This window comes from Streptomyces sp. NPDC098789, from assembly GCF_044759975.1.
GTDB lineage: Bacteria > Actinomycetota > Actinomycetes > Streptomycetales > Streptomycetaceae > Streptomyces.
This window is the reverse complement of sequence record NZ_JBIWAJ010000004.1, coordinates 20,529-44,827: the sequence shown is the minus strand read 5'-3', so window position 1 is coordinate 44,827 and position 24,299 is coordinate 20,529. Positions and strand designations below refer to the sequence as shown.

The following is a 24,299-nucleotide window of genomic DNA, read 5'->3' as shown; positions in this document are numbered from 1 at the left end:
TTGGGGTCATTGCATCAATTCACCGTCAATGGCCTGGGAAAGCGTGCATTGATGGGCTGTTAGTGATTGACGAGTTCGTGAACGCAACGTAGCTTTCGGCATGCGTGAACACGAGATGTCGAGAGATGAGGAACGGCCATGAGCGGATCCACCCACACCGTCGCGGCGCTGCCGAGCGAGCGCCGGCCCGGCTGCCCCTTCGATCCGCCGGCCGAGCTGGTCGAGGCCCGCGAGCACGGACCCATCAGCCGCTACGCCCACCCCGGTGGCCCGCCCGGCTGGCTCATCACCGGATACGACCTGGTGAGGTCCGTCCTGGCCGACCCGCGGTTCAGTTCGCGCAAGGAACTCCTGAACGTGGTCGACTTCAGCCTTCCGCCGGCGCCGCCCGGCGAGTTCCTGCTCATGGACGAGCCGCAGCACGGGCGCTACCGGAAGCCCCTGGTGGGCAAGTTCACCGCGCGGCGGATGCGGATGCTCACCGAGCGCATCGAGCAGATCACCGCCGAGCGCCTGGACGCGATGGAGGCGGCCGGGCCGACGGCGGACCTGGTGACCGCCTTCGCCAAGCCCATCCCCACCATCGTCATCTGCGAGCTGCTGGGGGTGCCGTACGAGGACCGGGACTCCTTCCAGGAGCAGATCGACACCTTCATGAGCGGGGAGACCGGCGACGAGGAGCTGATGGCGGCCTACACCGCGACCCAGGAGTACCTCGCGCAGCTGGTGGCCGCCAAGCGCGCCGCCCCCACCGACGACGTGCTCAGCGAACTCGCCGCCGGCGACCTGAGCGAGGAGGAGCTGCGGGGGATCGCCCTGATCCTGCTCGCGGCCGGCTTCGACACCACCGCGAACATGCTGGCCCTCGGAGCCTTCGCGCTCTTGCGGAACCCCGCGCAACTGGCCGCCCTGCGCGCCGATCCCAGCTTGATCGACCAGGCCGTGGAGGAGCTGCTGCGGTACCTGAGCGTCGCCAAGTCGTTCATGCGGACGGCGCTCGTGGACGTCGAGGTGGGCGGCCGGACCATCGAGGCCGGCACGACCGTGGTCCTGTCCTACAACACGGCCAACCGCGACCCGGAGCGCTTCGCCGACCCCCACGCGCTCGACCTCGCGCGGGAGGACGGCGGGCACCTGGCCTTCGGCCACGGCATCCACCTGTGCCTGGGGGCGCAGCTGGCCCGCATCGAGATGCGGGTCGCGCTCGGCGCGCTGGTCGCGCGCTTCCCCGCGCTGCGCCTGGCCGTACCCGCCGAGGAGGTCCCGCTGCGCCCGGAGGCCGCGGACATCCACGGGGTGAAGTCCCTGCCGGTCACCTGGGAGGCGTGAGCGCGGCGGGGCGGTGCCGCCCGCGGGCGGGGCTACTTGACCAGGGTCGGCCACTCCGGGGCCTGCGCCGGATCGAGCAGGCGCAGCTGGGCCAGGACCTTCGGGTCCTGGACGTCGAGCCAGTCGGCCAGCTCGCGGAAGGACACGCACCGCACTTCCTGGCGCGGGCAGACGTCCTTCATGACGTCCTCGACGGCCTTCATGTAGATGCCGCCGTTCCAGTCCTCGAAGTGGTTGCCGATGTACATCGGTGCCCGGCTGCCGTTGTAGACCCGGTTGAAGCCGTTCAGATAGGACATACGGGTCTGTTCAAGCCATTCCGGGTACTTGGTGGGATCGCCCTTGGTGCTGTCGCCGGACTGGTTGTAGAGGAAGTTGAAGTCCATCGAGAGGACTTGCTTCTCCTTGTTCTGCAAGGGGACGAGTTGGAGGGGAAAGTTCCATATGCCGTTGATCTTCGACGGCCACAGCTGGAAGTCCCCCGACGAGCTCGCGTCGTAGCGCCAGCCGTACGGCTTGGCGGCCTCCAGGAGGTTCTTCTGGCCCTCCAGGCAGGGGGCGCGGCCGCCGACCACCTCGCGGTCCGGGTCGAAGGGCAGCGGCGCCACGTTCGTGAACCCGGTGTTCGTCTTCCAGTTCTTGATGAAGGAGTACGTCTGGTCTATCTCGCTCTTCCACTCGGCGGGGCTCCAGTCCCCGCCGCCCTTGGGTCCGCAGAAGTGGCCGTTGAAGTGCGAGCCGATCTCGTCGCCGTCGCCCCAGGCGCCGCGCAGCTGCTCCAGCGTGGTCTTCACGTGCGGGACGGTCGGGTAGGAGATGGCCGAGGAGCCGGGGCTGTGCTGCGGCGGGGTGTACAGCATCTTCTTGCTCTCGGGCAGCAGGTAGATGCCCGTGAGGAAGAAGGTCATGTGGGCCTTGTTCTCCTTGGCCACCTGACGGAAGTGCGAGAAGAGGTGGTCGTCGCCCTCCAGCGCGCCGTCCCAGGAGAACACCACGAACTGCGGCGGCTTCTCGCCGGGCTTGAGCTTCTCCGGCTTGAGCTGGCCCGGCTGCGGCCCGGTGTAGGAGGTGGAGCCGTCCCCCAGCACCTTGACCTTGCCGTCCCAGTTCTTCTCCTCGTCGCGCGCCGCCGCGGCCTTGCCGTTCTGCCCGCCCGAGAGCTCCGCGGACGCCGTCTTCTCGTCCCCGCCGGCGGCGGAGCCGCCGCCGAGGGTGAGGGCGTAGGTGGTCGCGGTGGCCGCGCAGAGGGCGACCGCGCCGGCGCCGACGCCCATGCGCTTGCGGTTGCGCGCCCGCTCGCGGGCCTTGCGGGCGGCCTTGAGGGCGGCTCGGGATTCCGTCACGGAGGAGTCCGGGGCGTCGTCGGTGTCAGGCATGGCAGCTGTCTTCCCCCGTGGTTACCGCAGCCCCCGCCGCGCATGGATTGTTCATACGAATATAGAACTTGTCTGCATGTCTACCGCACTCCGGACCCTTCGTGCGCGCCGTCTCACAGCGGGGGCACAGACGGGTGCCGATCCGGACGGGGTCGTGCGGGGGGAATTCTGCGGGGACGTCGGCTGTGCGAGGATTCCGCCCGCCGGTTCGTGTGGACCGGTGACAAGGGGAACTATTGTGATACCAAAGACGTTCAGACCCGCCGCCATCGGCGCCGTGGCTCTGGCCGCAGTCATGTCGTACGCATTCCTGCCCTCCTCCTCCGCGAGCGAGGCCCCTCAGACGCACACCGCGAACAGTGCGAACATGAAGGCCTTCGCCCGCATAGCCGACGACGTGCTCTCCCAGCGCACCGAGGCCCTCGTCGAGGAACAGCCGGGCCACCGCCCGGCCACCTCGGGCCAGAAGACGCGCATGTCGCCCCAGCTGCAGAAGGACGAGACCGAAGCGCTCTCGTCGCTGCGCACCCGCAAGACGCGCCTCAAGGCGCTGGGTGAGGCCTACAGCGCCGCCGACACCAAGGTCTCCGTGGACAAGGCCACGGTCACCAAGGGCAAGGCGGTCGTGCAGGTCACCGAGGAGACCACCCTCACCTACAAGAAGGTCCGCGGTGACGAGCCGACGACGACCGGCTTCCGTACGCGCTACGAGCTGAACCTCGTGGGCAAGCCGGGCGGCGCCTGGGAGCTGACCTCGATCGCCTCCAAGGAGAACGGCCCGGTCGCGGTCAACGAGCCGACCCTGGCCAAGACCGCCGTCGTCAAGGACGACGGTCAGACCTACCCGGACGGCACCCCGGCGTCCACGAAGTACCCCGCGCCGGCCAAGCCCAAGGCGAAGACCGGTGGCGCGTACGACTACGCGGCCATGGCCACCTACGCCGAGAAGTACTGGAAGAACTACAACCCGGCGTACCGGCAGTTCAACGGCGCCGGCGGGGACTGCACCAACTTCATCAGCCAGTCCCTGAAGGCGGGCGGCTGGAAGAACGTCTCGGGGACCACCTCGGACTACCGCAACTGGTGGTACGACGGCTCCCTCCAGACCGATTCCTGGGCGGGCGCCAACGAGTGGGCATGGTTCACGAACTCCAACAACCGTGCGCCGAACCTGGCTTACGTCTACCAGATGGATGTCGGCGACATCCTGCAGATGGACTTCAACCGGGACGGGTCCAAGGACCACTCGATGATCGTGACGTACCGGAGCAGCGCGGGAACGCCCTACCTCACGTACCACTCCACGAACACCTACCGGAAGTCCCTGGCGAGCCTGATCGCCTCGTACCCCAACGCGGTGTACTTCGCCTACCGCACCTGACGGGTCCCCGTCCCGGCGGGCCGCTGGCGGTCCGTCGGGACGGGGGTGGTCCGTCGGGACGGGGGTGGTCCGTCGGGACGGGGTGGGACGTGACGCACGACACCCGGCCTGTGGATCCCGGGCCGCAAATCCCTGGCGGACGCCGGCGGGAGAGCGGTACGCTCACCGCGATGATCACCGAAACGACACAGAGATCGGGGGACCCGTCCGCGCAAGGTGAGTGCTGATGCCCACCGACACCGCGACCGGGAATTCCCGCCTTGCCCGCTGGCTGCGCGTGCGCGAGTACGCCGTGCCGCCCTCCATGATCGAAACCGCGACCGCCCGCCGCCTGGCCGGGGACTGGGCCGCCGCCTGCGCCGCCGCGAACGTCGACGTCGACCTCCGGCCGCGCGACGTGGCACGCGCCCACGGCAGGGAACTCGCCGCCCGCATCCGGGCCGACCTGCGCCACCTCGCTCCCGACCTGCTGCGCTGGCACCTGCCGCGTGTCGCCCCCGACGGACTGCTGCGCCCGGGACTGACCGTGGCCCTGGCCCGGTACGAGGTCCCGGGACCCGACGGCCCCCGTCCCCTGCACCTCGTGGCGCGGACCCCGCCCGCCTGGGCGGACGCCGGTCAGCGGATCGGCCTCGCGCTCTGGGATCCGCACGGCTCCGACGCGGCGGTCCGCCGCCACCCGCACGCCCGACCCCACCCGCGCTTCCGGCTCGACCTGCACCGGCACCTGTGGGACGCGCGGCGGACCGATGACTTCCGGACCCGGTCCGGGGTCGGTCCGCTCGCGGGGGGAACCGACCCCTTCGGTGCGCTCCCGCCGGGGAAACCCTGGGCCGCGCAACGGTGGGTGGCCGAGGCGGGCATCCTGCTGCGCGCCGAGGGCCGGTCCACCGGTACCGTCACGGTCCGGCTCGGGACGCGGGAGCGACTGGACCTGTACGTCGACCTGGACCGGCACCACCACGGATACCGCCACCGCGACGCGGGAGCGGGCCGGGGCACGGCCGAGCCGCCGCTCCTGCCCGACGCGTCGACCTGGGTGCCGCCCGACCTGGAGCTGCTGGCGGCCGGGCTGATCGGAGCCGACCGGCTGCACCCGCTGGTCGCCCCGGCGCTCGTACCGGGCCACCGGGCGGCCGCGCGACCGAGCGGTCCGGCGCCGGAGCCGGGGCCGCGACTGGTGGACTGCCGCGGGGCCCGGCACCGGATCGGCCTGGTCGACGGGGTGCTGGCCCCGCTCGACCACGACCCGGCCGAGATCCGGCGGGAGGAACTGCTGGTCGCGTTGACCGGGACGCCGCTGCCCTGCCTGCGGGAGATCGACCTGGCCCACCGCCGCCCGGACTGCCTCGCCGGGGTCCGCGAACGCCTCGACCACGGGGACACCGCCGGCGCACTGGCCGTCGTCGAGGGCCTGCTCGGGCCCGACGTCCTGCTGCGCGGCGGCCCCCTGCGCGACGAACTCGAAGCGGCCGCCGACCGGCGGATCACCTACGGGCTGTTCCGGGCGGGCCTGATGGACCCGGCCCCGGGGCGCCCCCTCCCGGCCGCCCACCGCCGGCCCGCCGCCCGTACGCGGCCGCGGCGGGCGACCACTCGCTGAACCGGGGGACCACCCCGTCCCACCGTCCCCCCTCACGACGCTGCACAGGTGATGAAGGATGACCCTTTCCATGCCCCTCTCCATGCCCCTTTCCGCACCCGCACCCGCACCCGCACCCGCACCCGCACCCGCACCCGCACCCGCACCCGCGCCCGCACCCGCGCCCGCTGTTACGCCCACGCCCATGCCCGAGGCCGCTCAGCTCGACGTCGCGGCCGAACTGCTCGCCCTGTTGCGCGACACCACCACCGAACCGCGCCCGGACGTGCAGTTGGAGGCGCTGACCGTGGCCGTCGCGGCCGATCTCCCCGTCCTCCTGTGGGGCGAGCCGGGGATCGGCAAGACCGCCGCCCTGACCCAGCTCGCCGCGTCCCTGGACCTTCCGCTGACCACCGTCATCGCCAGCGTCCACGAACCGTCCGACTTCTCCGGCCTGCCCGTGATCGGGGACGACCCCGCGCGACACGGCGTCCCGATGGCCCCGCCGGACTGGGCGGTGCGCCTGGTGGAGGCCGGGCGCGGGCTGCTGTTCCTGGACGAACTGTCCACCGCGCCGCCGGCCGTGCAGGCGGCCCTGCTCCGCCTCGTACTGGAGCGGCGGATCGGCGCACTGCAACTGCCGCCCGGAGTAAGGATCGTGGCCGCGGCCAACCCGCGCGCCTCGGCGGCCGACGGGTGGGAACTGAGCCCGCCGCTGGCCAACCGGTTCGTCCACCTCCAGTGGACCCACGACCACGAGGTGGTGGTCCGCGGGCTCGGTGGCACCTGGCCCCGCGCGACGCTGCCCCGGCTCGACCCGGAGCGGCTGCCGCACGCGGTCGACTTCGCCCGGCGCGCGGTGTGCGGACTCCTGGCCGCCCGCCCCGCGCTGGTGCACCGGCTGCCCGGCAACGAAGCGCGTCGGGGCGGCCCCTGGCCGTCCCCGCGCAGCTGGGACATGGCCCTGTCCCTGGTCGCCTTCGCGACCGCGGCCGGCTCCTCCCGCGAGGTGCTCTCCCTGCTGGTGCGCGGCGCCGTGGGCGACGGTCCCGGTCTGGAACTACTGGCCGGCATCGACCGGATGGACCTGCCGGACCCCGAGACCCTGCTCGCCGACCCGGCCGGCGCCGACCTCCCGCAGCGCGGGGACCTGCGCCAGGCCTGCCTCGACGCGGTGGTGGAGGCCGTGCGGGTGCGCCCCGACAAGCCCCGCTGGGACGCCGCGTGGGCGCTGCTGGTCAAGGCGCTGGACACCGGGGCGCCGGACCTGGTGGTCGTCCCCGCTACCGCGCTCGCCTCCCTGCGCCGGGACGAGTGGGACGTCCCGGCCTCCATCGAGCGGCTCGCCGGAGCCGTGTCGCTGTCCCGCCGGGCGGACCGCGCGAGCGCCCGGGCCGCTGCCGCGACGCGGTCCGGCGGGTCCTGGTGAGCGGCGGCGCGCGACGCGCCCCGAACGCCCCGCCCGTACACGGGGGTCCGGGAGTCCTGGACCTCGACAAGCTCTACGCCGCCCGGTTGCACGCCACCCGGGTCCGCCCGTACGTGGCGACGGCGCTGTTCGCCCTGCACGTCGTGGAGTCGCGGCGGGTGCCGACCATGGCCGTCGACCGGCACTGGCGGTGCTACGTCTCCCCGGCGTTCGTGGACCGGACACCGGTGGAGGAACTGGCCGGGGTCTGGGTGCACGAGGTCTCGCACCTGCTCCGCGACCACCACGGGCGCAGCGACCGGGTCGCGCGGGAGCGGGGCCTGAGCGGCCCCGGGGAACGGCTGCGGATGAACATCGCCGCCGACTGCGAGATCAACGACGACGTGTTCGGGGACGGGTTGGTCCGGCCCGAAGGAGCCGTCCTGCCCCGGACCCTGGGGCTCGCTCCGGGGGAACTGATGGAGGACTACCTCCGCCAGTTCGGGCTCGGGCCGCTCACCCAGGGCATGGTCTGGCTGGACTGCGGCAGCGGCGCCGACGGGTTGGACCGCGCATGGGACCTGGGACCGGACGGCGCGCACGGCCTCACCGAGCACGAACGGGACGCGGTCCGGTTCCGCGTGGCCCAGGGCATCACCGGCCGCCCGGGCAGCGCTCCCGAGGGCTGGCGGCGCTGGGCCGAGGAGGTCTTCCACGCGCCGCAGCCGTGGCGGGAGCTGCTGGGGGCGGCGGTCCGCTCGGCCGCCGCCGGATCCGGTGCGGGCGAGGACTACACGTACGGCCGCCCCTCGCGGCGCTCGGCCGGCCTGCCCGGGGTGGTGCTGCCGAGCCTGCGCCGCAGGCCGCCGCGGGTCTGCGTGGTCATCGACACCTCCGGGTCGGTCAGCGACGCCGAACTGGGCGGCGCGCTGTTGGAGGTCGCGGCGATCTCCCGTGCGGTGGGCGGCCGTCGGGACCTGGTCACCGTGGTGTCGTGCGACGCGGCGGCCCGTACCGTGCACGCGCTGTGCGGCGCCGAGGGGATCGCGCTGGTCGGCGGTGGGGGTACGGACCTGCGCACGGGCTTCGCCGCGGCCCTGCGGGCGAGCCCCCGCCCCGACGTCATCGTGGTGCTGACGGACGGCCAGACGCCCTGGCCCGAGACTCCTCCGCCGTGCCGGACGGTGGTGGGCCTCTTCCCCCGGGATGCGCGCGACGGGTCGATGGACGAGGAGAACCCCGACTACGAGCCGGACACACCGCCGCCGTGGGCGCGCGTGGTGACCATCGGGTAGGGCGCGGCGAAATTCCCGACCACCGGCGGCGGGGTCCTCGCATACTGGTCGTTCGTCCGGCGTCCGGTGGCCGTCGGGAAGCAGGGGAGAGGTGCGTGGGCGTGATGGCTGACGGAGGGGCCGGCGCGTCCACGGACGAGCTGTTCGCGAGCGCCCTGGTCGAGATCGAACGGGACGACGGCGACGAGGGGCCCGCGCCCCACCTCCTCCTCCTGCTCGACCGCCCCACCCGGGAGGTCTTCGAGCGGGCCGCCGGGCTGCTGGCCCACGACGAGCCGGCGCAGCGCGAACTGGGGGCGCGGGTCCTGCGCGAGCTGGGCCCCCGCGCCGCCGACGGCAGCCGGCCCTTCCGCGCGGAGACCATCGCGGTCGTCGTGGCGGAGCTGCCGAGCGAACCCGACTACTGGGTCCTCGGATGCATGCTCTCCGTCCTCGGCTACCACGAGGCCCGGGAGACCCTCGACCTCGTCCTCGGCCACCGCTCGCACGCGGAGCAGGCGGTGCGCTTCGGGGTCGCCGCGGCCCTGCCCGCGCTGGCCGATCCCGACCACACGCAGGACCGGGTCGTCGAGGCCCTGCTCCGACTCGCCGAGGACGACGACGCGGCCGTCCGCTGGTACGCCCTGTACGCGCTCTTCCACGAAACGGCCGGCATCGCCGCCGCGGACCGGGTGGCCTGGGCCACGGCCCTGACCGGCCGGGGGGACCCGGAACGACGGGAGGAGCTGCGCCACCTCGCCACCACCTTCGACGGGTCCGTGGACCCCGCCCTGCGCGTGGCCCTCGGCGGCCCCGGCATTGGGTACGCTCGCGGTTGACTTCGCGGCCTCGGCAGGGGCTGAAGCGCCGCCGGCAGGGGATGGGTTGATCATGAGCAGTACGCCTTCGGCAGAGTTCTTCCAACCGCTCAAGGCGGACGACCCGGTCGTGGTGGGCGGTTACCGCCTCGCCGCGGTGCTGGGCGCGGGCGGCATGGGCAAGGTGTACCTCTCGTACACGCCCGGCGGTCGTCCCATCGCGGTCAAGGTGATCCGGGCGGAGTTCGGCGAAGACCCCGAGTTCCGGCGGCGCTTCCAGCAGGAGGTGCGCTCCGCCGAGCGGGTGCAGGGCCTGTACACGGCCCCGGTCATCGACTCGGACACCGAGGGCGAGCAGCCCTGGCTCGCCACGGCCTACGTGCCCGGCCCCTCCCTCGCGCACGCCGTCGCCCTGAACGGGGCACTGCCGCTGCGCAGCGTGCTGTTGCTGACCGTCGGGGTCGCCGAGGCCCTCCACGTCATCCACGGCGCGGGCATCGTCCACCGCGACCTGAAGCCGGCCAACGTGCTCCTCGCCGCCGACGGCCCCCGCGTGATCGACTTCGGCATCGCCCGGGCTGCCGACACCACCGCCCTGACCAGCACCGGCGTCAGCGTCGGCACCCCCGCGTTCATGGCGCCCGAGCAGGCCTCGGCCGGTACGATCACCCCCGCGACCGACGTCTTCGCGCTCGGCCAGATCATGGCCTACGCCGCGATCGGCGCCCCCGCCTTCGGTGACGGACCGTCACACGCCGTGCTGTACCGCATCGTTCACGAGGACCCCGATCTCAGCGGGCTGCCCGAGGAGCTGCGGCCCCTGGTGACCCGGTGCCTCAGCCGCGACCCCGCCGCGCGTCCCGCGCTGACCGAGATCATCGAGCTGTGCCAGCAGATCTCGCCCGAACCGCTGCGCCAGGGGGAGGACTGGTTGCCCCGCAAGGTCGCCGGCTCGATCACCGAGCGGCTGCGACTCCCCGCCCCCGCGCCCACCCCGCCCCCGCAGCAGCCGTCCGTCGCGCCGACGCCGACCGAGTACTCCCCGCACACCCCGCCCCCGGGCGGCGCGCACCCGTACGCGCCGACCGGTCACGCGGTGGCCGCGGCGCCGACGCAGGCCGTGCCGGGCATCCCCGCGGCCCCCGGCATGCCCGCGGCCCCGGGGCTCCCGCCCGGCTACCGGCCGCCGCCGGGCTACCAGACCCCGCCGCCCGGCTACCACAACCCGCAGGCCTACCGGCCGGGTTACCCCACGCTGCCGCCCACCCACCCGACCGGCTACCCGCCGGTCGCGCCCCGCCCCCGCCGGACCGGGCTGATCGTCGTCGGGTCCGTCGTGGCCGCGTTCGTCGGGCTCGGTCTCATCGGCTACCTGCTGCCGGACACCGGTGGAAAGGGCGGCGACGCGAAGGCCGACGGCGCGAAGTCCGGCGGCGCCGCGAGCACGAGCGGCTCCTCGGCCTCGCCGAAGAAGCGGACCGACCCGCAGCCCGCCACGTACGAGGGCATCGACGTGACGGGGAACTACGCGGTGATGCTCGGTGACAACCCGCCGACCCCGGCCGAGGACCACAGCGGCGGCGTGATGTACGGCAAGGGCGACCTCTACTACTACAGCGACAGCATGTTCGGGGACGACAAGCTCGGCAGCGCCAACGGGAAGCTGGTCGTGCTGAACAACTCGCAGAAGGGCTCGTTGGAGACCTGCCGCAGCGAGACCCGCTACACCGAGAAGGTCGGGCTCGACCAGCTCGGCAAGGGGACGCAGATCTGCGTGCTGAGCAAGGCCGGGCACATCGCCGTGGCCACCTACCAGGGCAAGTCGGGCCCGAACGACCCGAGCAAGTACATCACCGTCGACCTGACGGTCTGGCGCAACGCCGACGACCCGAAGGCGCGCTGAGCACCGCCGCGGCGACCGGGTCCGGGCCGCCCACCGCGGACCGGCCCGGTCAGCCCCGCCCCGCGAGGGCGGGCACGGCGGGCACGGCGGGCACGGCGGGCGCGGCGGCGGCGGTGGGTGCGAGGCGCTCCAGGAGTTCCAGGCGCCCGCGGGTCTCCTCGTCCAACGGCGTGTAGGTGATCAGTCGCGCACCGGTCGCCGGTCCGAGCCACAAGTTGGTGTGTTCGAGGCTGAGCAGTCCCACCAGCGGATTGCGGATGTGCTTCACCCTGCCCCCCTGGCCGACCACCTCGTGCCGCGCCCACACCTCGCGGAACTCCGCCGAGGCCGTCTCCAGTCGCCCCAGCAGCGTCTTCCAGGCGGGTTCGGCCAGGTGCTCCGCCATCGAGGCGCGGAACTTGGCCGCCATCACCCGGTTCACCTCCGCGCGGTCGACCACCGCCGCCCGCCACTCCTCGTTCGTGAAGGCCAGCCACATGCAGTTGCGGTCCTCCGGCCGCACCCGGTCCATGTCGCACAGCAGCCGCCCGTACGTCGCGTTGTACGCCAGGATGTCGTAGCGACTGTTCTGCACCACGGCGGGCACCGGGCCCAGCTGGTCGAGCAGCGCCCGCAGCGCGGGCGTGACGATCGGGCACGGCGCGTGCGGCGTCGGGTCCGGGCTCCCGGCCAGCGCGAACAGGTGCCTGCGCTCGCTGGCGTCCAGCAGCAGGGCCCGGGCCAGGGAGTCCAGCACCTGCTGGGAGACCTGGATCTCACGGGCCTGCTCCAGCCAGGTGTACCAGGTGACGCCCACGGCGGAGAGCTGGGCGACCTCCTCGCGGCGCAGCCCCGGAGTGCGCCGACGACGGCCGCGCGGCAGCCCCACCTGCTCCGGGGTGATCCGCTCCCGCCGGCTGCGCAGGAATTCGGCCAGCTCGTGCCGGCGCACGTCCGTATCGGGAGCCACAGTGGTCATGCTCCCAGGGTGCCGCATCCCCCATCCCGTTTCCAGGTGCTCGTGGTACCAGGATAAAGAGACTCTGGTACCAGGCTCCCGATAGGAGGATCGTCTCCGTCGTGAGCGACACGACGGTACGTACGACGACCCACCCCTCCCCCCGAGCCACCGCGCCGGACCCCTCGGGGCCCGCGGCGATGACCCCGCTCGGGCTGTTCACGGTGCTGCTCGGCGCCGCCCTGCCCCTGATCGACTTCTTCATCGTCAACGTGGCCCTGCCCGCCATCGACACCGACCTCGCGGCCGGTCCCGCCGTGCTGGAACTGGTCGTCGGCGGCTACGGCGTCGCCTACGCCGTCCTCCTCGTCCTCGGCGGTCGCCTGGGCGACATGGCCGGTCGGCGCAGGCTCTTCCTGATCGGCATGGCGGCCTTCGGCCTCACCTCGCTCGCCTGCGGCCTGGCGCCCACCGCCTGGACCCTGGTCGGGGCGCGCGTGGCCCAGGGCGCCGCGGCCGCGCTGATGCTGCCGCAGGTGCTCGCCACCATCCAGGCCACCACTGAGGGACCCCGCCGGGCCCGGGCGATGAGCCTGTACGGAGCGACCGCCGGGCTGTCCATGGTCGCCGGCCAGATCCTCGGCGGCGTCCTGGTCGCCGCCGACGTGGCGGGCTCCGGATGGCGCTCGGTGTTCCTGGTGAACGTGCCGATCGTGCTGCTGGGTCTGGTGCTCGCGGCCCGCGCGGTGCCCGAGACCCGCTCGGAGCGCCCCGCCTCCGTCGACGTGTCCGGCACCCTGCTGCTCGCGCTGTCCCTGGTGTCGCTGCTGCTGCCGCTGACCGAGGGCCGGGCGACCGGCTGGCCGCTGTGGACCTGGGTCTCGCTCGGGGTGTTCCCCTTCGCGTCCGCGGCCTTCTACCTCACCGAGCGCCGACTGGACCGGCTCGGCCGGGTCCCGCTGGTGCCGCCGAGCCTGCTGCGGCTGGACTCGCTGCGCCGGGGGCTGGTGATGGTCGTCCCCTTCTCGATCGGCTTCAGCGGATTCATGTTCGTGGTCGCCGTGGCCCTCCAGCAGGGCCTGCGGATGGGGCCGGTGGCCGCCGGACTGGCCCTGGTGCCGATGGCTCTCTCGTTCTTCGCGGCCTCGCTCGCGGGCCCGCGCCTGGTCGCCCGGTTCGGCACGCGCGTGGTCACCGCGGGAGGCGTGCTCCAGGCCGTCGGCCTCGGCCTGCTGCTCCTGGCCGTGCTGCGCGACTGGCCCGACCTCGGCATCGTCGGACTCGCCCCCGGCGTCGCCGTCGCGGGCCTCGGTCAGGGCCTCCAGCTGCCGGTGCTGATGCGGCTGATGCTCTCGGACGTACCCGCCGACCGGGCCGGGGTGGGCGGCGGCGTCATGGTCACCACCCAGCAGTCGGCGCTGGCCCTGGGCGTGGCCACCCTCGGCAGCCTCTTCCTCGCCCTGACCCCCTCCATGGGGATGCGCGACGCCCTCGCCGTCACCCTGCTCGTGCAGCTGGGCCTGGTCGCGGTGACGGCCCTGCTGAGCCTGCGCCTGCCGCGCGCCATGCGCTGACCGGACGGAGGATGGGGACTGTGATGACGGTCCTGGTGGTGGGCGTACCGGAAGGGGCGGAGCTGGAGCGGCTGCGGTCGCGGATCCAGAGCAACCCGCACTTCCAGGTCATCTCCCATGCCCAGGCACCCGCCGTCGCGCTCGCGCACGCCCGCGTCCTGCTCCCCGACATCACGGTCCTGGCGCTGCCCGCGGGTCCCGGGGGCGACCCCGACGTACTCGACGTCTTCCGCGGGGTGCGCGCCCTGGACCCGCCGAGCGGAGTGGTCCTGCGCACCTCGGCGGGCGCGGTCCTCGGGGCGCTGGCCGCGCGGGCCGAGGAGGGCGCCGTGCACGTGGTCCGCGAGGGGGACACCGACGGACTGATGCGCGCCCTGCGGACGATCGGGCTGCGCCGGGCCAGCTGCGACCCGGACGAGATGCCCTGACGCGGTGCGGGGAGGCGGGCCGCGGGCCTCCCCGCCGGGGCCTCAGCCGGTCTTCGCGGGGCGCGAGCGGCCGAAGCGGCGTACGAGCGGGTTCTCGACCCAGGCGAAGAGCCCCCAGGACATCAGGACCGTCACCACGCCCACGCCCACCAGCATCGCGAGGGTGACCGGCAGCGAGTACATCCGGTCCTCGCCGAGCGCCCAGCGCAGCGAACACATCGTGATGTAGTGCAGCAGGTAGAAGGCGAAGGAGATCTCGCCCAGCCAGACCATCGTGCGGCCCCGGAACAGGCTCCTGCGGCCCTCGATGTCCGCGGTCGCCGTGGCCGCGATCAGCAGCACGATCGGCAGGATCATCACCGCGCGCTGGCCGTAGAGGTACGGCACGTGGAAGGTCAGCCAGTACCCGCCGGCCAGCAGCACGCTCGACCAGATCATGCCGATGTTGCGCCAACGCCCGTGCTTCACGGCGAGCGCCACCAGGATGCCGAGGGCGAAGTCGACCATCCGGACCGGGGGCAGCACGTAGCTGAACCAGTACTGCGAGACCGAGCTCTCGTGACCGCTGGGGATCCGCGGGTCGCTCGGGAAGAGGGCGTACGCGAGGGCGGGGGTGGCCACCACCGCGGCGATCGCCCCGGTGATCCAGTACTTCAGGTGGGCGGGGTCGATGCGCCGGAAGGCGCGCAGCAGCATCGGGAAGCAGAGGTAGAAGACCGCTTCCACGGCGAGCGACCAACTCGGGGCGTCCACGCTGAAGTTGGTCATGTATTCCGGCCACCACACCTGGACCATGAACAGGTTGGCGACGGCGACGCCCGCGGAGGTGTAGTACATCGCGAACAGGGAGAGCGCGAGCGCCCAGGTGACGAGGTAGGTCGGGTAGATCTTGACGAACCTGCGCCGCCAGAACGCCGTCGTGGTGTCCCTGTCCCGGGCCGACCAGGTCAGCACGAAGCCGCTGAGCACGAAGAAGAAGGACACGCCCAGCCCGCCCGCCTGCGCGAACCAGCCGGCCAGCCGCTCCTCGGTGGCGTCGTCGCCCAGCAACCGCAGCGGGGGGATGGGGAGGAAGGCGTGGTGGGCGAAGACGGCCAGCGCGGCGGGGAACCGCAGACCGGTGAGGGAGTCCAGCCGGGGAGTACGGGGCCGCTCCGGTGCGACGGCCTCCGTGGCGGTCGGGGCGGCGCGCTCGCGGGGAGCCGCCGCTCTCGTCCGCGATGGCGCAGAACCGGTGGTGATGTGGTCAGTGGCCATGGGGCTTCCGTTCTGGGATGTGGTCCTGCGGTGCATCCGGTGTGGTGCGGCCCAGCCCTGAAGGGGAGGTACAGCGCTCTTTGTACCGGCGGCCGCTCGTGGACCGCTCAAGAAGCCCGGCGTGGCCGGTTCCGCCCGTTGACCTACGCCGTCGGCTCGCCGGTCAGGCAGGCGTGGCACAGACAGCGCGGGGGGTGCTCGGAGCCCCGCCACCCCTCGGCGCGGTACGCGCACGCGTGCCTTTCCAGCGCGGTGGCCGCCTGGGCCGCGAACTCGGCGTCCCACGCGGGCCAGCGCGTCGAGGCGTGGAAGCGCTCCAACACCCTCGGCGTGTGCACGAACCGGGGCCGGAAGCTGTGCAGGTTCCGGGTGGCCATGTCGATGACGATCCACCGTCCGGTGTTCCGCTCCCGTCCGATGACGGTGATCTTGTCACCGCCGGGCCCCCAGTGCACGTAGCTCACGTACACCTTCGCCCCGCCTCTGAACGACTTCGTCCCGCGCCGCAGTTGTTGACCGCCGGCCCCGTACCGCCGCCACCACACGACGTTCGCCGACACGAGCCACACCGGCTCCAGTGCCCCGCTGGTCTCCGTGCTCATCGTGTGTCCCCCCGGTACATGACGACGTGCTCCACGCGGTCCCCCCGCGGGCCCGCGTACGGTACCCACCGCGGGGCGCGCGGCGCGAGCGGGTATCCGGCGCGTCCGGCCGCGGGGGCGGCGAGCGGTCCCCGTGATCCTCGGCCCCTGTGGTCCTCGGCCCACGTGGTCCTCGGCTCAGGCCGGGGGGCGGCCGATCGGGAGGAGGTACTGGAGGGGCTGGTCCAGGCCGTCCAGGCCGAACAGCTCGTGCGCCAGGTCGTCGCGGAAGCCGCCCAGCGGGGTCGTCGCCAGCCCCAGTGCCGATGCCGTCAACAGCAGGGACTGTGCGAGGTGCCCGGCTTCCAACAGGCCCATCCGCAGCGCCCGCAGGCCGTACCGCAGGCGCAGGCGGCCCAGGTCCACGTAGAGCCCCAGTACCGCCGGTACGCCGTCCACGACCACGGCCCGCGGGTCGTCGGGCGGCGCGGAGGTGTACGCCGACAGCGCTTCGATCTCGTCGAGGGACGGCGCGTCCGCCACGCGCCGCAACGCACGCCGGTCGGGCACGCAGTGATAGGTGCCCGGAGCCAGGCCTTCCACCCCGAGGGCGAAGAGCCGCAGGCCAGCCGTGTACAGGGCCCCCGCGCTGGGGTAGGGGCGGTGCGGGACCAGGGGGTCGGCGCCCGTCGTGTGGCTGACGGCGTGGGCGCCCCACAGCAGCGTGCCGAGCCCGGCGGCCGTCAGCGGCCCCGTGAGCGAGCCCCGCACGGTACGCCGCCCGGTGACGGCGGCCCGCAGCGAGACATCGGGCACCGGCCCGGCCGCGAGGGCCACTTCGGGTCCGGCGGGCAGCTCCTCCGGCGGGGCGTGGCGGGGGACGATCTCGTGCTCCCGGCCGATCCGGAACTTGCTCCGCTCCAAGTACTGGCGGTCGGGAGCCAGATGGCCCGTGGGGAAGTGCGAGGCCGGTCGCCCCGCGTCGAGGAGCGCGTGGGCGGCGAGCAGGCAGACGGCCCGCTCCTCGTCGGGGGCCGTGCCCAGCCGGCCGAGGAGGTCGTGCAGCCGCGCCGCCCACACCGCCTCCCGCACCCGGGCGGCGCCGCCCCCGCCGCCCTCCCGCTCGTCCGCCTCCCGCACCGCCGCCGCCCACCGCGCCACCGGGCCCGCGGCGCCGCCGCGCTCCAGCTCCTCGCGCAGGGCGGCGGCCCGCCCGGCGAGCTGCTCGCGCTGCGCGGCGTGGACCGCGTTCACCTGCGCGTGCACGACCGCCCCGGGCAGCCGGGTCACCCGGTCGGCCGGTGGGTCGCCGGCCGCCGCCTCCACCGCCGGCCCGGGGTGCCGTCCTGCCCGGCCGCGCAGCCAGCGCGCGCTCTCGAAGCGGTCCATTCCCAGGGCCCAGGCCGTCGCGTGCGCCAGATCGGCGGCCGCCGCCAGCCGTCCGCTACCGCGATCCGTCACGGAGACCACCTCGACCGCGATCCGGGAGGCGCACGCCGCCAGCGCCTCGCCCGGCGCCTCGTCGGCCGCTGCCGTGTCCTCCAGGACCTCCAGGACCTCCGTTGCCTCCGCGACCTTCGGGGACCCGGCCAACGCCGCCGCCGCGCCCGGCTCGGCGCCGCGCAGCCGTACCCGCAGGTGCGGGCCGCCGTCGACGTCCGCGCGGACGAAGGACCAGGCCGTGGCCGCGCCCGTACGGACGAGGCCGTCCAACAGCGGCGCGACCTCCCGCACGAGGAAGTCGTCGACGGCTCCCGGTGCGGTCCGCAAGGAGAAGTGCAGGGCCAGCCAGGGCTGTCCGGGACCGGAGGTGGACGACGGCACGGCGGTTCTCCTCGGTGCTCGATGCTCGACGACGAAGCGGGGGGTGGATCGGGGGCGGGTGTCAGGGGAAGGGGTGCGGGTGCAGGGCCAGGTCCTCGTGGCGCAGGGGAGCGGGGGACCTGCCCAGCCGGTACGGCACCTCCAGCAGCCGGGGCAGCCCCCGGGTGCGCCGGTTCACGTGTCCGAAGGTCATGGGCAGCGCGCCGGGCACCACCGCCTTGGCGCCGTACAGCCCGAGGCGCTCGCGCACGCCCGCTTCGTCCTGGCCGACCACGATCACCTCCAACCCGACCCCGGCCAGCCGCCGCACGGTCGTGTCGAGCAGCTCCGCCAGGTCCACGACCGGTTCCGGCGCACCGGGCCAGGCCTCGCGCCACGGCAGCGGACGGTCGCCGCCGTCGACGGAGTCCAGCAGGAAGTCCAGCCGCGGTCGGGCCGCGGGCAGGGTGTACAGCGCGGTGTGGTCGGCCAGGGTCCGCACCAGCTCGGGCCGTTCCAACATCGGCAACAACCGGGCCGGGCTGAACTCCTCGGGCTCCGCCCGCATCCGCTGCGGGGCGTTGAAGACGTTCGTCACCGTCTCCACCACCGCCCCGCGCACGGCCACCCGTGGATCGTGGTGTGCTCCCGCCGCCACGAACACCTGGGGGGCGGCCGCCCGTGGATCCCCGTACGCGGCGACGGCGATGACGGCCGGAACGCCGAAGTCGTTCGTCGCGTCGAACAGGTCGAGCCGGTAGCCGGCCGACTCCGCGCGGTCCGCCAGGTGCACCACCTCCAGGTCGTCACCGGGCAGTGCGATCCGACGCAGCGGTGTGGCCCCGTACCAGGCCATCAGGAAGGCGTCCCGCTCGGCGACCTCGAACAGGCCGTAGAGCGCGGCCTCTTGGGGGCTGTTGCCGAGCCCGCAGCCGCTGGAGCACTCGTAGACCACCCGTGGTCGCCCCGGGCTCGGGTCCCAGTAGGCGACGTGCTCGGGCACGGCGGTCACCCGGTCGCGGGTGAGCGACCAGCCGTGGACCCAGTCCAGCGCGAGCTCCGGGTCGTAGGCGACGCTCCCCGACGCCGGATGGCCGTGGTGGGAGGGATCGGGCAGCCCCAGCCGCTCCGGGTCCACCGCCCGCTCCGGTCCCAACTCGGCGTAGGACGCGCGCAGTACGGTACGCCGCCCCTGCGGGCTCATCCCGGTGAGGCGTTCCACGGCCTCGAAGAGGGCCACCCGCTCGCTCGTGTCCCAGTCGCCCGCCCGGCCGTAGCCGCCGTCGCCGAGGTCGCGCCCATAGGTGACGTACGCACTGGTCAGGCCGTGCACCGAGTCCTCGGTCCGGGTCACCCGGTGGACGGGGCCGAAGCGCTCGTCGTACAGCGCGGCCCGCAGATCCTCCCGTCCCGTACGGTCGTTGGGGCCGCGCAGCACGGTCGGGTCCGACAGCGGCCGCGGTGCCCGGGGCGGACGGGCGGCGTTCGCGTCGTCCGGCGGCAGCGGCAGGCACACCGGGCAGCCCCCGACCGGGCGGAAGACGTGGTCCGACCAGGTGGTGCGGCCGCTGTGCACGATCCGCACGAGCGCCCCCGGTCCGGCGTCCGGTTCGGCGTCCGGTTCGGCGTCCGATCCGGCGTCCGGGCGCCGTGGGTCCGGCCGTCGCGGGTCCGCGCCCAGCATCCCGGCCGCCGACGCGGCGACCGCGTCGGCCATCGCGGGGGAGGGGCCCCCGGTCAGCCGCAGGCCGGTGCCGTGCCAGGGCACCCGTCCGCCGATGGTGGCCAGCCTGCGGTACTCCGTGCAGGAGAGGCAGCCCACCGCGCCGGGCCGCAGCACGGGCCCCACGACGGTGACCGCGCCGTCGCAGCGCACCGGGACCAGCGTGACGGGGTGGGCGAGGGCGTGCCGGGACAGCTCGGCGGCGCTCTCCAGCGTCCAGTCGTCCAGCACGACGACGGCCCGGCCCGCCGTGCGCGCCAGCGCGCCGCGGACGTCGAGCACGGTCACGTCGAGGGCGCCCAGGGCCGCCGAGAGGCCCGCGGCCGCGGGCGCGGTGGTCGGGTGCGCGGTGGTCGTGGCCATCACCGTCCGCCTTCCGGGTCGTTGGCGTGGATACCGATGTCGAGGGCGCTGAATCCGCATCCGCGCAGGGCGGTGAGCAGGTCCCGACCGCCGGGCCCGACGGGGGTCCAAGGGCGGGTGCGCAGTCCGGTGGCCTCGGTGAGGACGGCGCGCAGGGCCCGTTCGCGGCCGGCCACCCGGCTCCACCAGCCCGTCGTCCACCGCTCGTCCTCCCAGGGCGCCGGGATGACCGCAGCCGTTGCCAGCACGCACAACTCCCCTCCGTGCGAGGTGATGTGATGGTCCGTCACGTCTGTTGGCCCGATCTGTACGCGGGTCAGCGCGGCCAGCACCGCGAAGGCCGCGGCGTCTCCCGCGGTGGCTTCGACGGCCTGTCCGAGCAGTCGCCCGTTCCTCCCGCGTACGTGCCCGTGCACCTCGGCCCGGTGGGCACCCCCGCCCGCGACGAGCGGGGTCACGGTCAGCTCCGCCCGAACGCCGAGCCGCTCGGTGAGCGTGCGCCACCAGTGGCGGGCCTGCGGATGGTCCGCGCCGTACGGGTCCCAGGGCGCGGGCGGGGCTGCCGCGAGCCGCGGGGGCAGCGCCGCCCGGCGCAGTGCCCGGCCCAGCGCGTGCTCGGGACCCGCCCCCACCACCGGAGCGGAGCCTCCCGACGCCGGCCCCGGGACCGCCGCCCGCAGCTCGGCCGTGCGGCACAGGGCGTCGATCCGGGCGAGGTCCGCCCGTACGCCCCCGGACGTGATCCCCGCGCCGCCCGGCGCCGCACAGCGGACCAGTGCCACCGGCAGCTGGGGCAGGGAACCCGCCTCGGGCGCCGGCAGCGGGCCGAGCCGTACGTCGCCGAGCGCGGCCACGGCCACCAGCGCCTCCGCGAGCGTCTCCGGTGCCGGGGCGGCGGCCCGGCCCGGGCCCAACCAGGGGTGATGGGCCGAGCGGGTGGGGCGCTCCCCGACGACCAGGGCGACGGGGATCCGGGCCTTCGGCACCCGCCCGGCGGCGCCGACGGCCCCGGAACCGCCTTCCGCCGCGGCTTCGGTCCCGGTGTCCTCCTCCCCGGGGTCGGGCAGGCCGGCCACGGCCGCCAGCAGCCGTTGCACGGCGGCCCCGGCCACGAGCGCCGCGAGCTCGTCCTCGGGCAGCGGCGGTGCCCCGGTCCCGGAGTCCGGGTCCGGGACCGGGCCCCCGTCACGGTCCCGCCCCAGCCGGTCGGCGATCGCCTCGGCGTCCGCGCGCGCCGCCCCGAGCCCGCCGACCGGTGTGACGAAGGCGGCGCCCGGGCGCAGTGCCGCCCCGACCGCCAGCACGCTCCCGTCCGCGCGGGCGGCCGAGAGCAGCACCCGGTCCGGGCCGCCGGCCGCCGGGGTCACCGCCCTGGCGGTGACCCCGGCCCGCGCCAGGGCCCGTAGGGCGGCAGCGGCCAGGCGGGCGCCCGGATCGCCGGCGCGGACCTCGACGAGGGCGTCGCGCAAGGCGGCGGAGGCCTCGGCGGGCCGGTCGGCGACGGTCCGCAGCCAGCGGTCCGCGGCGCCGCCGGTGGGCAGCGCCGTCTCCTCGACCAGCATCCCGTGCAGGTCCAGTTGCCGGATCAGCGTGCACAGCGCGGTGCGCAGCGGCGTGCCGACCGGGGTGCGGTCGGCGAGGTCCGCGCCGCCGCCCTCGCGCAGGGCCTCCTCCAGCATCCGCCACAGCCCGGGGAGCGCGGGGCTGCCCTCCAGCGTGACGCTGGCGGACCACCCGCGCAGGTGCAGGCCCCGTGCGAGCGCGGTGGCCGTGACGCCCGGCCGCAGGCGACGTCGGCGCACCGAGTCCAAGGCGTCGGGCGGCGCGGCGCTCACGCCTCGCACCCCGCCCGGTAGGTCTCCACCACGACTTCGACGGCGCGCACGGGCCGGTCCTGACCGCCCGGCCGCGGGAGGGCCTCCTCCAGCACCACCCCGTCGGGATGGCGGGCCAGCCACCGGTCGAGGCAGCGCAGGTGCAGGGCGTTGCCGAGGTCGACGAACTGCGGTTTGGGAACCGCCAGTCGGCTCATCGTGCGCCGCAACGCCCCGGCGTCCCCGCCCCCGTCCCCGCCCGCGCCATCGACCGCGGAGCCCTTGGCCGGGTGCAGGAACAACTGGTCAGGGACGCCGAGCAGGGCGCGCCAGCGGGCCGCGGCGCCGAAGGGCACTTCCGCGTCGGCGGCCAGGGCGGCCCGCAGGGCGGCGACCGTACCGCCGGTCAGCGTCCAGCGGCGCCGCCGCAGCACGATGTTGCGGTGCCGCAGCCGAGGAGTGCGTACCAAGGGACCGCCCGGGACTTCGGTCACCACCTCGGGCACCAGCGCGTCGAAGGAGACGACGCCTTCGGGGTGGTCGTGGACCAGGGGCGCGCTGCGCGTGGTGAGCAGGCTGGGCACCAGCAGGCCCGGGTAGAGGACCTCCAGCAGCTCGCCGGTGGACCGTAACCGGAGCCGGACCTGGTCGGTCGCCGGGTCGTGGAAGAGTTCCACGTCGGCCTCGTCGATCGGACTCCGCGAGCGCTGCGTGTGCTCCGTGTGCTCCGTGTGCTGCGGACCGTGCTCCTCCGAGACGATCTCGTCGGGCAGGAACAGCGGGTGCAGATTGGCGTTGAAGCCGCGGATGGGTCGGAACTGCGCGAGCCGGGCGTCCGGGGCCGTGACGCGGTCCGCCTCCCGCGCGACCAGCTCGCCGGCGCGGGGGTCGACCAGGTCCAGGAAGCGGCTGCCGATCCGGCCCCAGCCGCCGTACACGTGGTTGAGGCAGAGCAGCCGCGCCCGGGCGTCGTACTGGAGGAAGTGTGCGTAGGACACGGGGCGCACCGCCGCTGAGCCGGGCAACCGGCCGCCGACGTCCGCCACCAGCCCCGGCGGCAGGACGACATCGGCGTCCGGGTCCGCCGCGGCCGCGGCGTGTCGGCGCACTTCTTCGGTGAACGCCCGCCGCAGCAGCGTCAGTTCGACCGCTCCCGAAGGCAGCTCGACGGACCCGTCGTCCGCGCCCAGGAGCGCCGCGCGGGCGGTGTCGTCCCAGGCCGCGACCGACTCCGTACCGAAGTCCCAGACCGGGTGGCAGACCCCGCCGGAGCCGAAGCGGGCGACGAAGCGGTCGCGCAGTGCGCGGCGCATCACGTGCCCGAGGTCGAACAGCTCGGCCAGCGCCGCCACTTCGCGCAGCGTCGCGTGGTCGTGGTCGTCGAGGAGGCCGTCCGTCGGCACCGGGCGAGCGGCCACCACGTCCTCCGTCAGCAGGGTGGGTGTCCGGCCGCCCCCGGGCAGGGCCCCGCCCGCCGCCTCCAACAAGGTGGTCCACCGCTCCCGCAGTACCGTCAGCAGCCGCGCGCGTTCGCCGGGGGCGGCCGCGCCGAACTTCGCCGTGGTGTCCGCCACTTCGTCGACGAGCCGGGCCAAGGCGGTGTCCGCCCCGTCCGCCCCGTCCGTCCCGTCGCGCAGCCAGTCGGCGAGCCGCGCCAGCGGATCGGGCTCGTGCGGGCCCACGGGGGGCACGGGGACGAGGAGCCCGGCCGCGACCAGCTGCTCCACGTACGCCGACGCGGCCGGCAGGTCCTGCGGCCGGGCCAGCGCGGCCGCGAGCCGGGCGGGCGTGCGGGGCGCACGGCACAGCTCCGTCACCCGCTCCAGCGGGCCGCTCGCCGCGACCGCCACCTCGTCCTCGTCGGTGAGGACGAAGCGGCCGAAGGAGGAGGCGGCGTGGGTGCGCGCGAACACGGCCCGGCCGCCATCGAACCGGGCCGGGCCGACCATCCGGTGGGGGAGCCGGGCGCGCCGGCGCGGATCCGACAGCAGTGCTTCGCACAGCGCGGCCACCAGGGTCCGGCTGGTCCGTGCGGAGGTGACGGTGGCGCCGAGCAGGTCCCGCTCTCCCCACTCGGCCCCGGGCGACCGCGGGGCGGGCGTCCCGTCGTCCAGCGGGCCCCAGCCGACGGCGGTGAACCAGGACAGCGGGCTGGTCCTGGTCCCGGCGCGCAGGGCGTGACGCAGTACCCCGGGCTCCTCCTTGCGTGCCCGCCGCCCGCTCGTCCCCGCACCGGCGCGCTCCACCGCCGCCAGTAGATCGGCGCCGCTGTAGGAGGCGGCGAGGGCGAAGGCCGGCTCCCGGCACTGGGCGGCCAGCGCCTCCCGCTCCGCGGCGAGCGCGGCGGCCGCGGTGGCGGCGACCCGGGCGCGCGCCGAATCCAGCCGGCCCCGCAGCTCCAGCCAGGCCCGCAGCTCGGGCACCCGCTCGGGCAGTCCGCCGAGCCGTTCGAGGAGCGCGGCCCGCGGCGCGCGCCGGTTGTGCAGCGCCCGGCGCAGGGGCAGCACTACGTCCCGGTGGAACGCCCCGGGGTGGCCGCCGCGGCTGTGGTAGAGGGCGTCGGTGAGCCGGGGGAGGAGTTCCGCGAGCACGCCTTCGAGCTCCGCCAGCGCGTGCGTCCCGGCGCGGAAGGCGGCGGCGTCCGGGGACTGCGCGGGGTGGTGCAGTACGGTCGCGCGCACCTGTAGGTAGGGGGCGGTGCGCGGGAAGGGCGCGGAGGGCGGCATGTGGTCCGGATTCCCTTTCGGC

17 protein-coding genes are annotated in these 24,299 nt (G+C 74.6%); 9 read left to right on the top strand and 8 right to left on the bottom strand.

Translation table 11 applies throughout. From position 1 onward, the window contains the following. The first annotated feature begins 138 nt into the window (after nucleotides 1-138). Nucleotides 139-1,329: a cytochrome P450 gene (locus ACIQWR_RS10300; protein WP_404006510.1), complete on the top strand. Its 1,191-nt coding sequence runs from the start codon at nucleotides 139-141 to the stop codon at nucleotides 1,327-1,329. A 32-nt stretch (nucleotides 1,330-1,361) separates the two neighbouring features. Here ACIQWR_RS10300 and ACIQWR_RS10295 read toward each other — a convergent pair whose 3' ends face one another. Continuing rightward, on the bottom strand, nucleotides 1,362-2,705 hold the full coding sequence (locus ACIQWR_RS10295; protein WP_404006509.1) for a hypothetical protein: 1,344 nt from the start codon (nucleotides 2,703-2,705) through the stop codon (nucleotides 1,362-1,364). A 295-nt stretch (nucleotides 2,706-3,000) separates the two neighbouring features. Here ACIQWR_RS10295 and ACIQWR_RS10290 point away from each other — a divergent pair, with 295 nt between their 5' ends. The 6 genes from ACIQWR_RS10290 (at nucleotide 3,001) to ACIQWR_RS10265 (ending at nucleotide 11,071) form a co-directional block, all read left to right on the top strand. Next, a complete protein-coding gene (locus tag ACIQWR_RS10290) occupies nucleotides 3,001-4,086 on the top strand; it encodes an amidase domain-containing protein (RefSeq protein ID WP_404006507.1) in 1,086 nt (361 codons plus the stop codon). A 226-nt stretch (nucleotides 4,087-4,312) separates the two neighbouring features. Next, on the top strand, nucleotides 4,313-5,689 hold the full coding sequence (locus ACIQWR_RS10285) for a hypothetical protein (protein WP_404006505.1): 1,377 nt from the start codon (nucleotides 4,313-4,315) through the stop codon (nucleotides 5,687-5,689). A gap of 184 nt (nucleotides 5,690-5,873) precedes the next feature. Then, nucleotides 5,874-7,097, top strand: coding sequence for an AAA family ATPase (locus tag ACIQWR_RS10280; protein WP_404007462.1), 1,224 nt, complete (start codon nucleotides 5,874-5,876; stop codon nucleotides 7,095-7,097). Then, complete coding sequence (locus ACIQWR_RS10275) at nucleotides 7,094-8,371, top strand: VWA-like domain-containing protein (RefSeq protein ID WP_404006503.1); 1,278 nt, start codon at nucleotides 7,094-7,096, stop codon at nucleotides 8,369-8,371. Before ACIQWR_RS10280 ends, ACIQWR_RS10275 begins: the two co-directional genes overlap by 4 nt. A 104-nt stretch (nucleotides 8,372-8,475) precedes the next feature. After that, nucleotides 8,476-9,189 carry a hypothetical protein gene (locus ACIQWR_RS10270; protein WP_404006501.1) on the top strand — a complete coding sequence of 238 codons (714 nt, stop codon included), beginning with the start codon at nucleotides 8,476-8,478 and terminating at the stop codon, nucleotides 9,187-9,189. Nucleotides 9,190-9,241: 52 nt separating this feature from the next. After that, the gene (locus tag ACIQWR_RS10265) at nucleotides 9,242-11,071 is read left to right on the top strand and encodes a serine/threonine-protein kinase (RefSeq protein WP_404006500.1); all 1,830 of its coding nucleotides are present in this window, start codon (nucleotides 9,242-9,244) and stop codon (nucleotides 11,069-11,071) included. A gap of 49 nt (nucleotides 11,072-11,120) precedes the next feature. Here the strand turns inward: ACIQWR_RS10265 and ACIQWR_RS10260 are convergent, their stop codons facing one another. Next, nucleotides 11,121-12,029: a helix-turn-helix transcriptional regulator gene (locus ACIQWR_RS10260; RefSeq protein WP_404006499.1), complete on the bottom strand. Its 909-nt coding sequence runs from the start codon at nucleotides 12,027-12,029 to the stop codon at nucleotides 11,121-11,123. Nucleotides 12,030-12,130: 101 nt separating this feature from the next. On the opposite strand from ACIQWR_RS10260, the gene ACIQWR_RS10255 reads away from it, so the two are divergent. Further along, nucleotides 12,131-13,582, top strand: a complete 1,452-nt coding sequence (locus tag ACIQWR_RS10255) for an MFS transporter (protein WP_404006497.1) — start codon at nucleotides 12,131-12,133, stop codon at nucleotides 13,580-13,582. A gap of 23 nt (nucleotides 13,583-13,605) precedes the next feature. Continuing rightward, the gene (locus ACIQWR_RS10250; protein WP_404006495.1) at nucleotides 13,606-14,010 is read left to right on the top strand and encodes a hypothetical protein; all 405 of its coding nucleotides are present in this window, start codon (nucleotides 13,606-13,608) and stop codon (nucleotides 14,008-14,010) included. A gap of 42 nt (nucleotides 14,011-14,052) precedes the next feature. Here ACIQWR_RS10250 and ACIQWR_RS10245 read toward each other — a convergent pair whose 3' ends face one another. The 6 genes from ACIQWR_RS10245 to ACIQWR_RS10220 all read right to left on the bottom strand — a co-directional run bounded on the left by ACIQWR_RS10245 (nucleotide 14,053) and on the right by ACIQWR_RS10220 (nucleotide 24,277). Beyond that, nucleotides 14,053-15,267 (bottom strand): acyltransferase family protein, encoded by a 1,215-nt coding sequence (locus tag ACIQWR_RS10245; protein WP_404006494.1) that lies wholly within the window; start codon nucleotides 15,265-15,267, stop codon nucleotides 14,053-14,055. Nucleotides 15,268-15,410: 143 nt separating this feature from the next. Then, nucleotides 15,411-15,869, bottom strand: coding sequence for a hypothetical protein (locus tag ACIQWR_RS10240; RefSeq protein WP_404006492.1), 459 nt, complete (start codon nucleotides 15,867-15,869; stop codon nucleotides 15,411-15,413). Between the two features lie 177 nt (nucleotides 15,870-16,046). Beyond that, complete coding sequence (locus tag ACIQWR_RS10235; protein WP_404006490.1) at nucleotides 16,047-17,672, bottom strand: lantibiotic dehydratase C-terminal domain-containing protein; 1,626 nt, start codon at nucleotides 17,670-17,672, stop codon at nucleotides 16,047-16,049. Between the two features lie 61 nt (nucleotides 17,673-17,733). Then, complete coding sequence (locus tag ACIQWR_RS10230; RefSeq protein WP_404006488.1) at nucleotides 17,734-19,737, bottom strand: TOMM precursor leader peptide-binding protein; 2,004 nt, start codon at nucleotides 19,735-19,737, stop codon at nucleotides 17,734-17,736. Next, nucleotides 19,737-21,572, bottom strand: a complete 1,836-nt coding sequence (locus ACIQWR_RS10225; RefSeq protein WP_404006486.1) for a hypothetical protein — start codon at nucleotides 21,570-21,572, stop codon at nucleotides 19,737-19,739. Before ACIQWR_RS10225 ends, ACIQWR_RS10230 begins: the two co-directional genes overlap by 1 nt. Next, nucleotides 21,569-24,277: a lantibiotic dehydratase gene (locus ACIQWR_RS10220; RefSeq protein ID WP_404006484.1), complete on the bottom strand. Its 2,709-nt coding sequence runs from the start codon at nucleotides 24,275-24,277 to the stop codon at nucleotides 21,569-21,571. The genes ACIQWR_RS10225 and ACIQWR_RS10220 overlap by 4 nt, the downstream gene beginning before the upstream one ends. Between the last annotated feature and the right edge of the window lie 22 nt (nucleotides 24,278-24,299).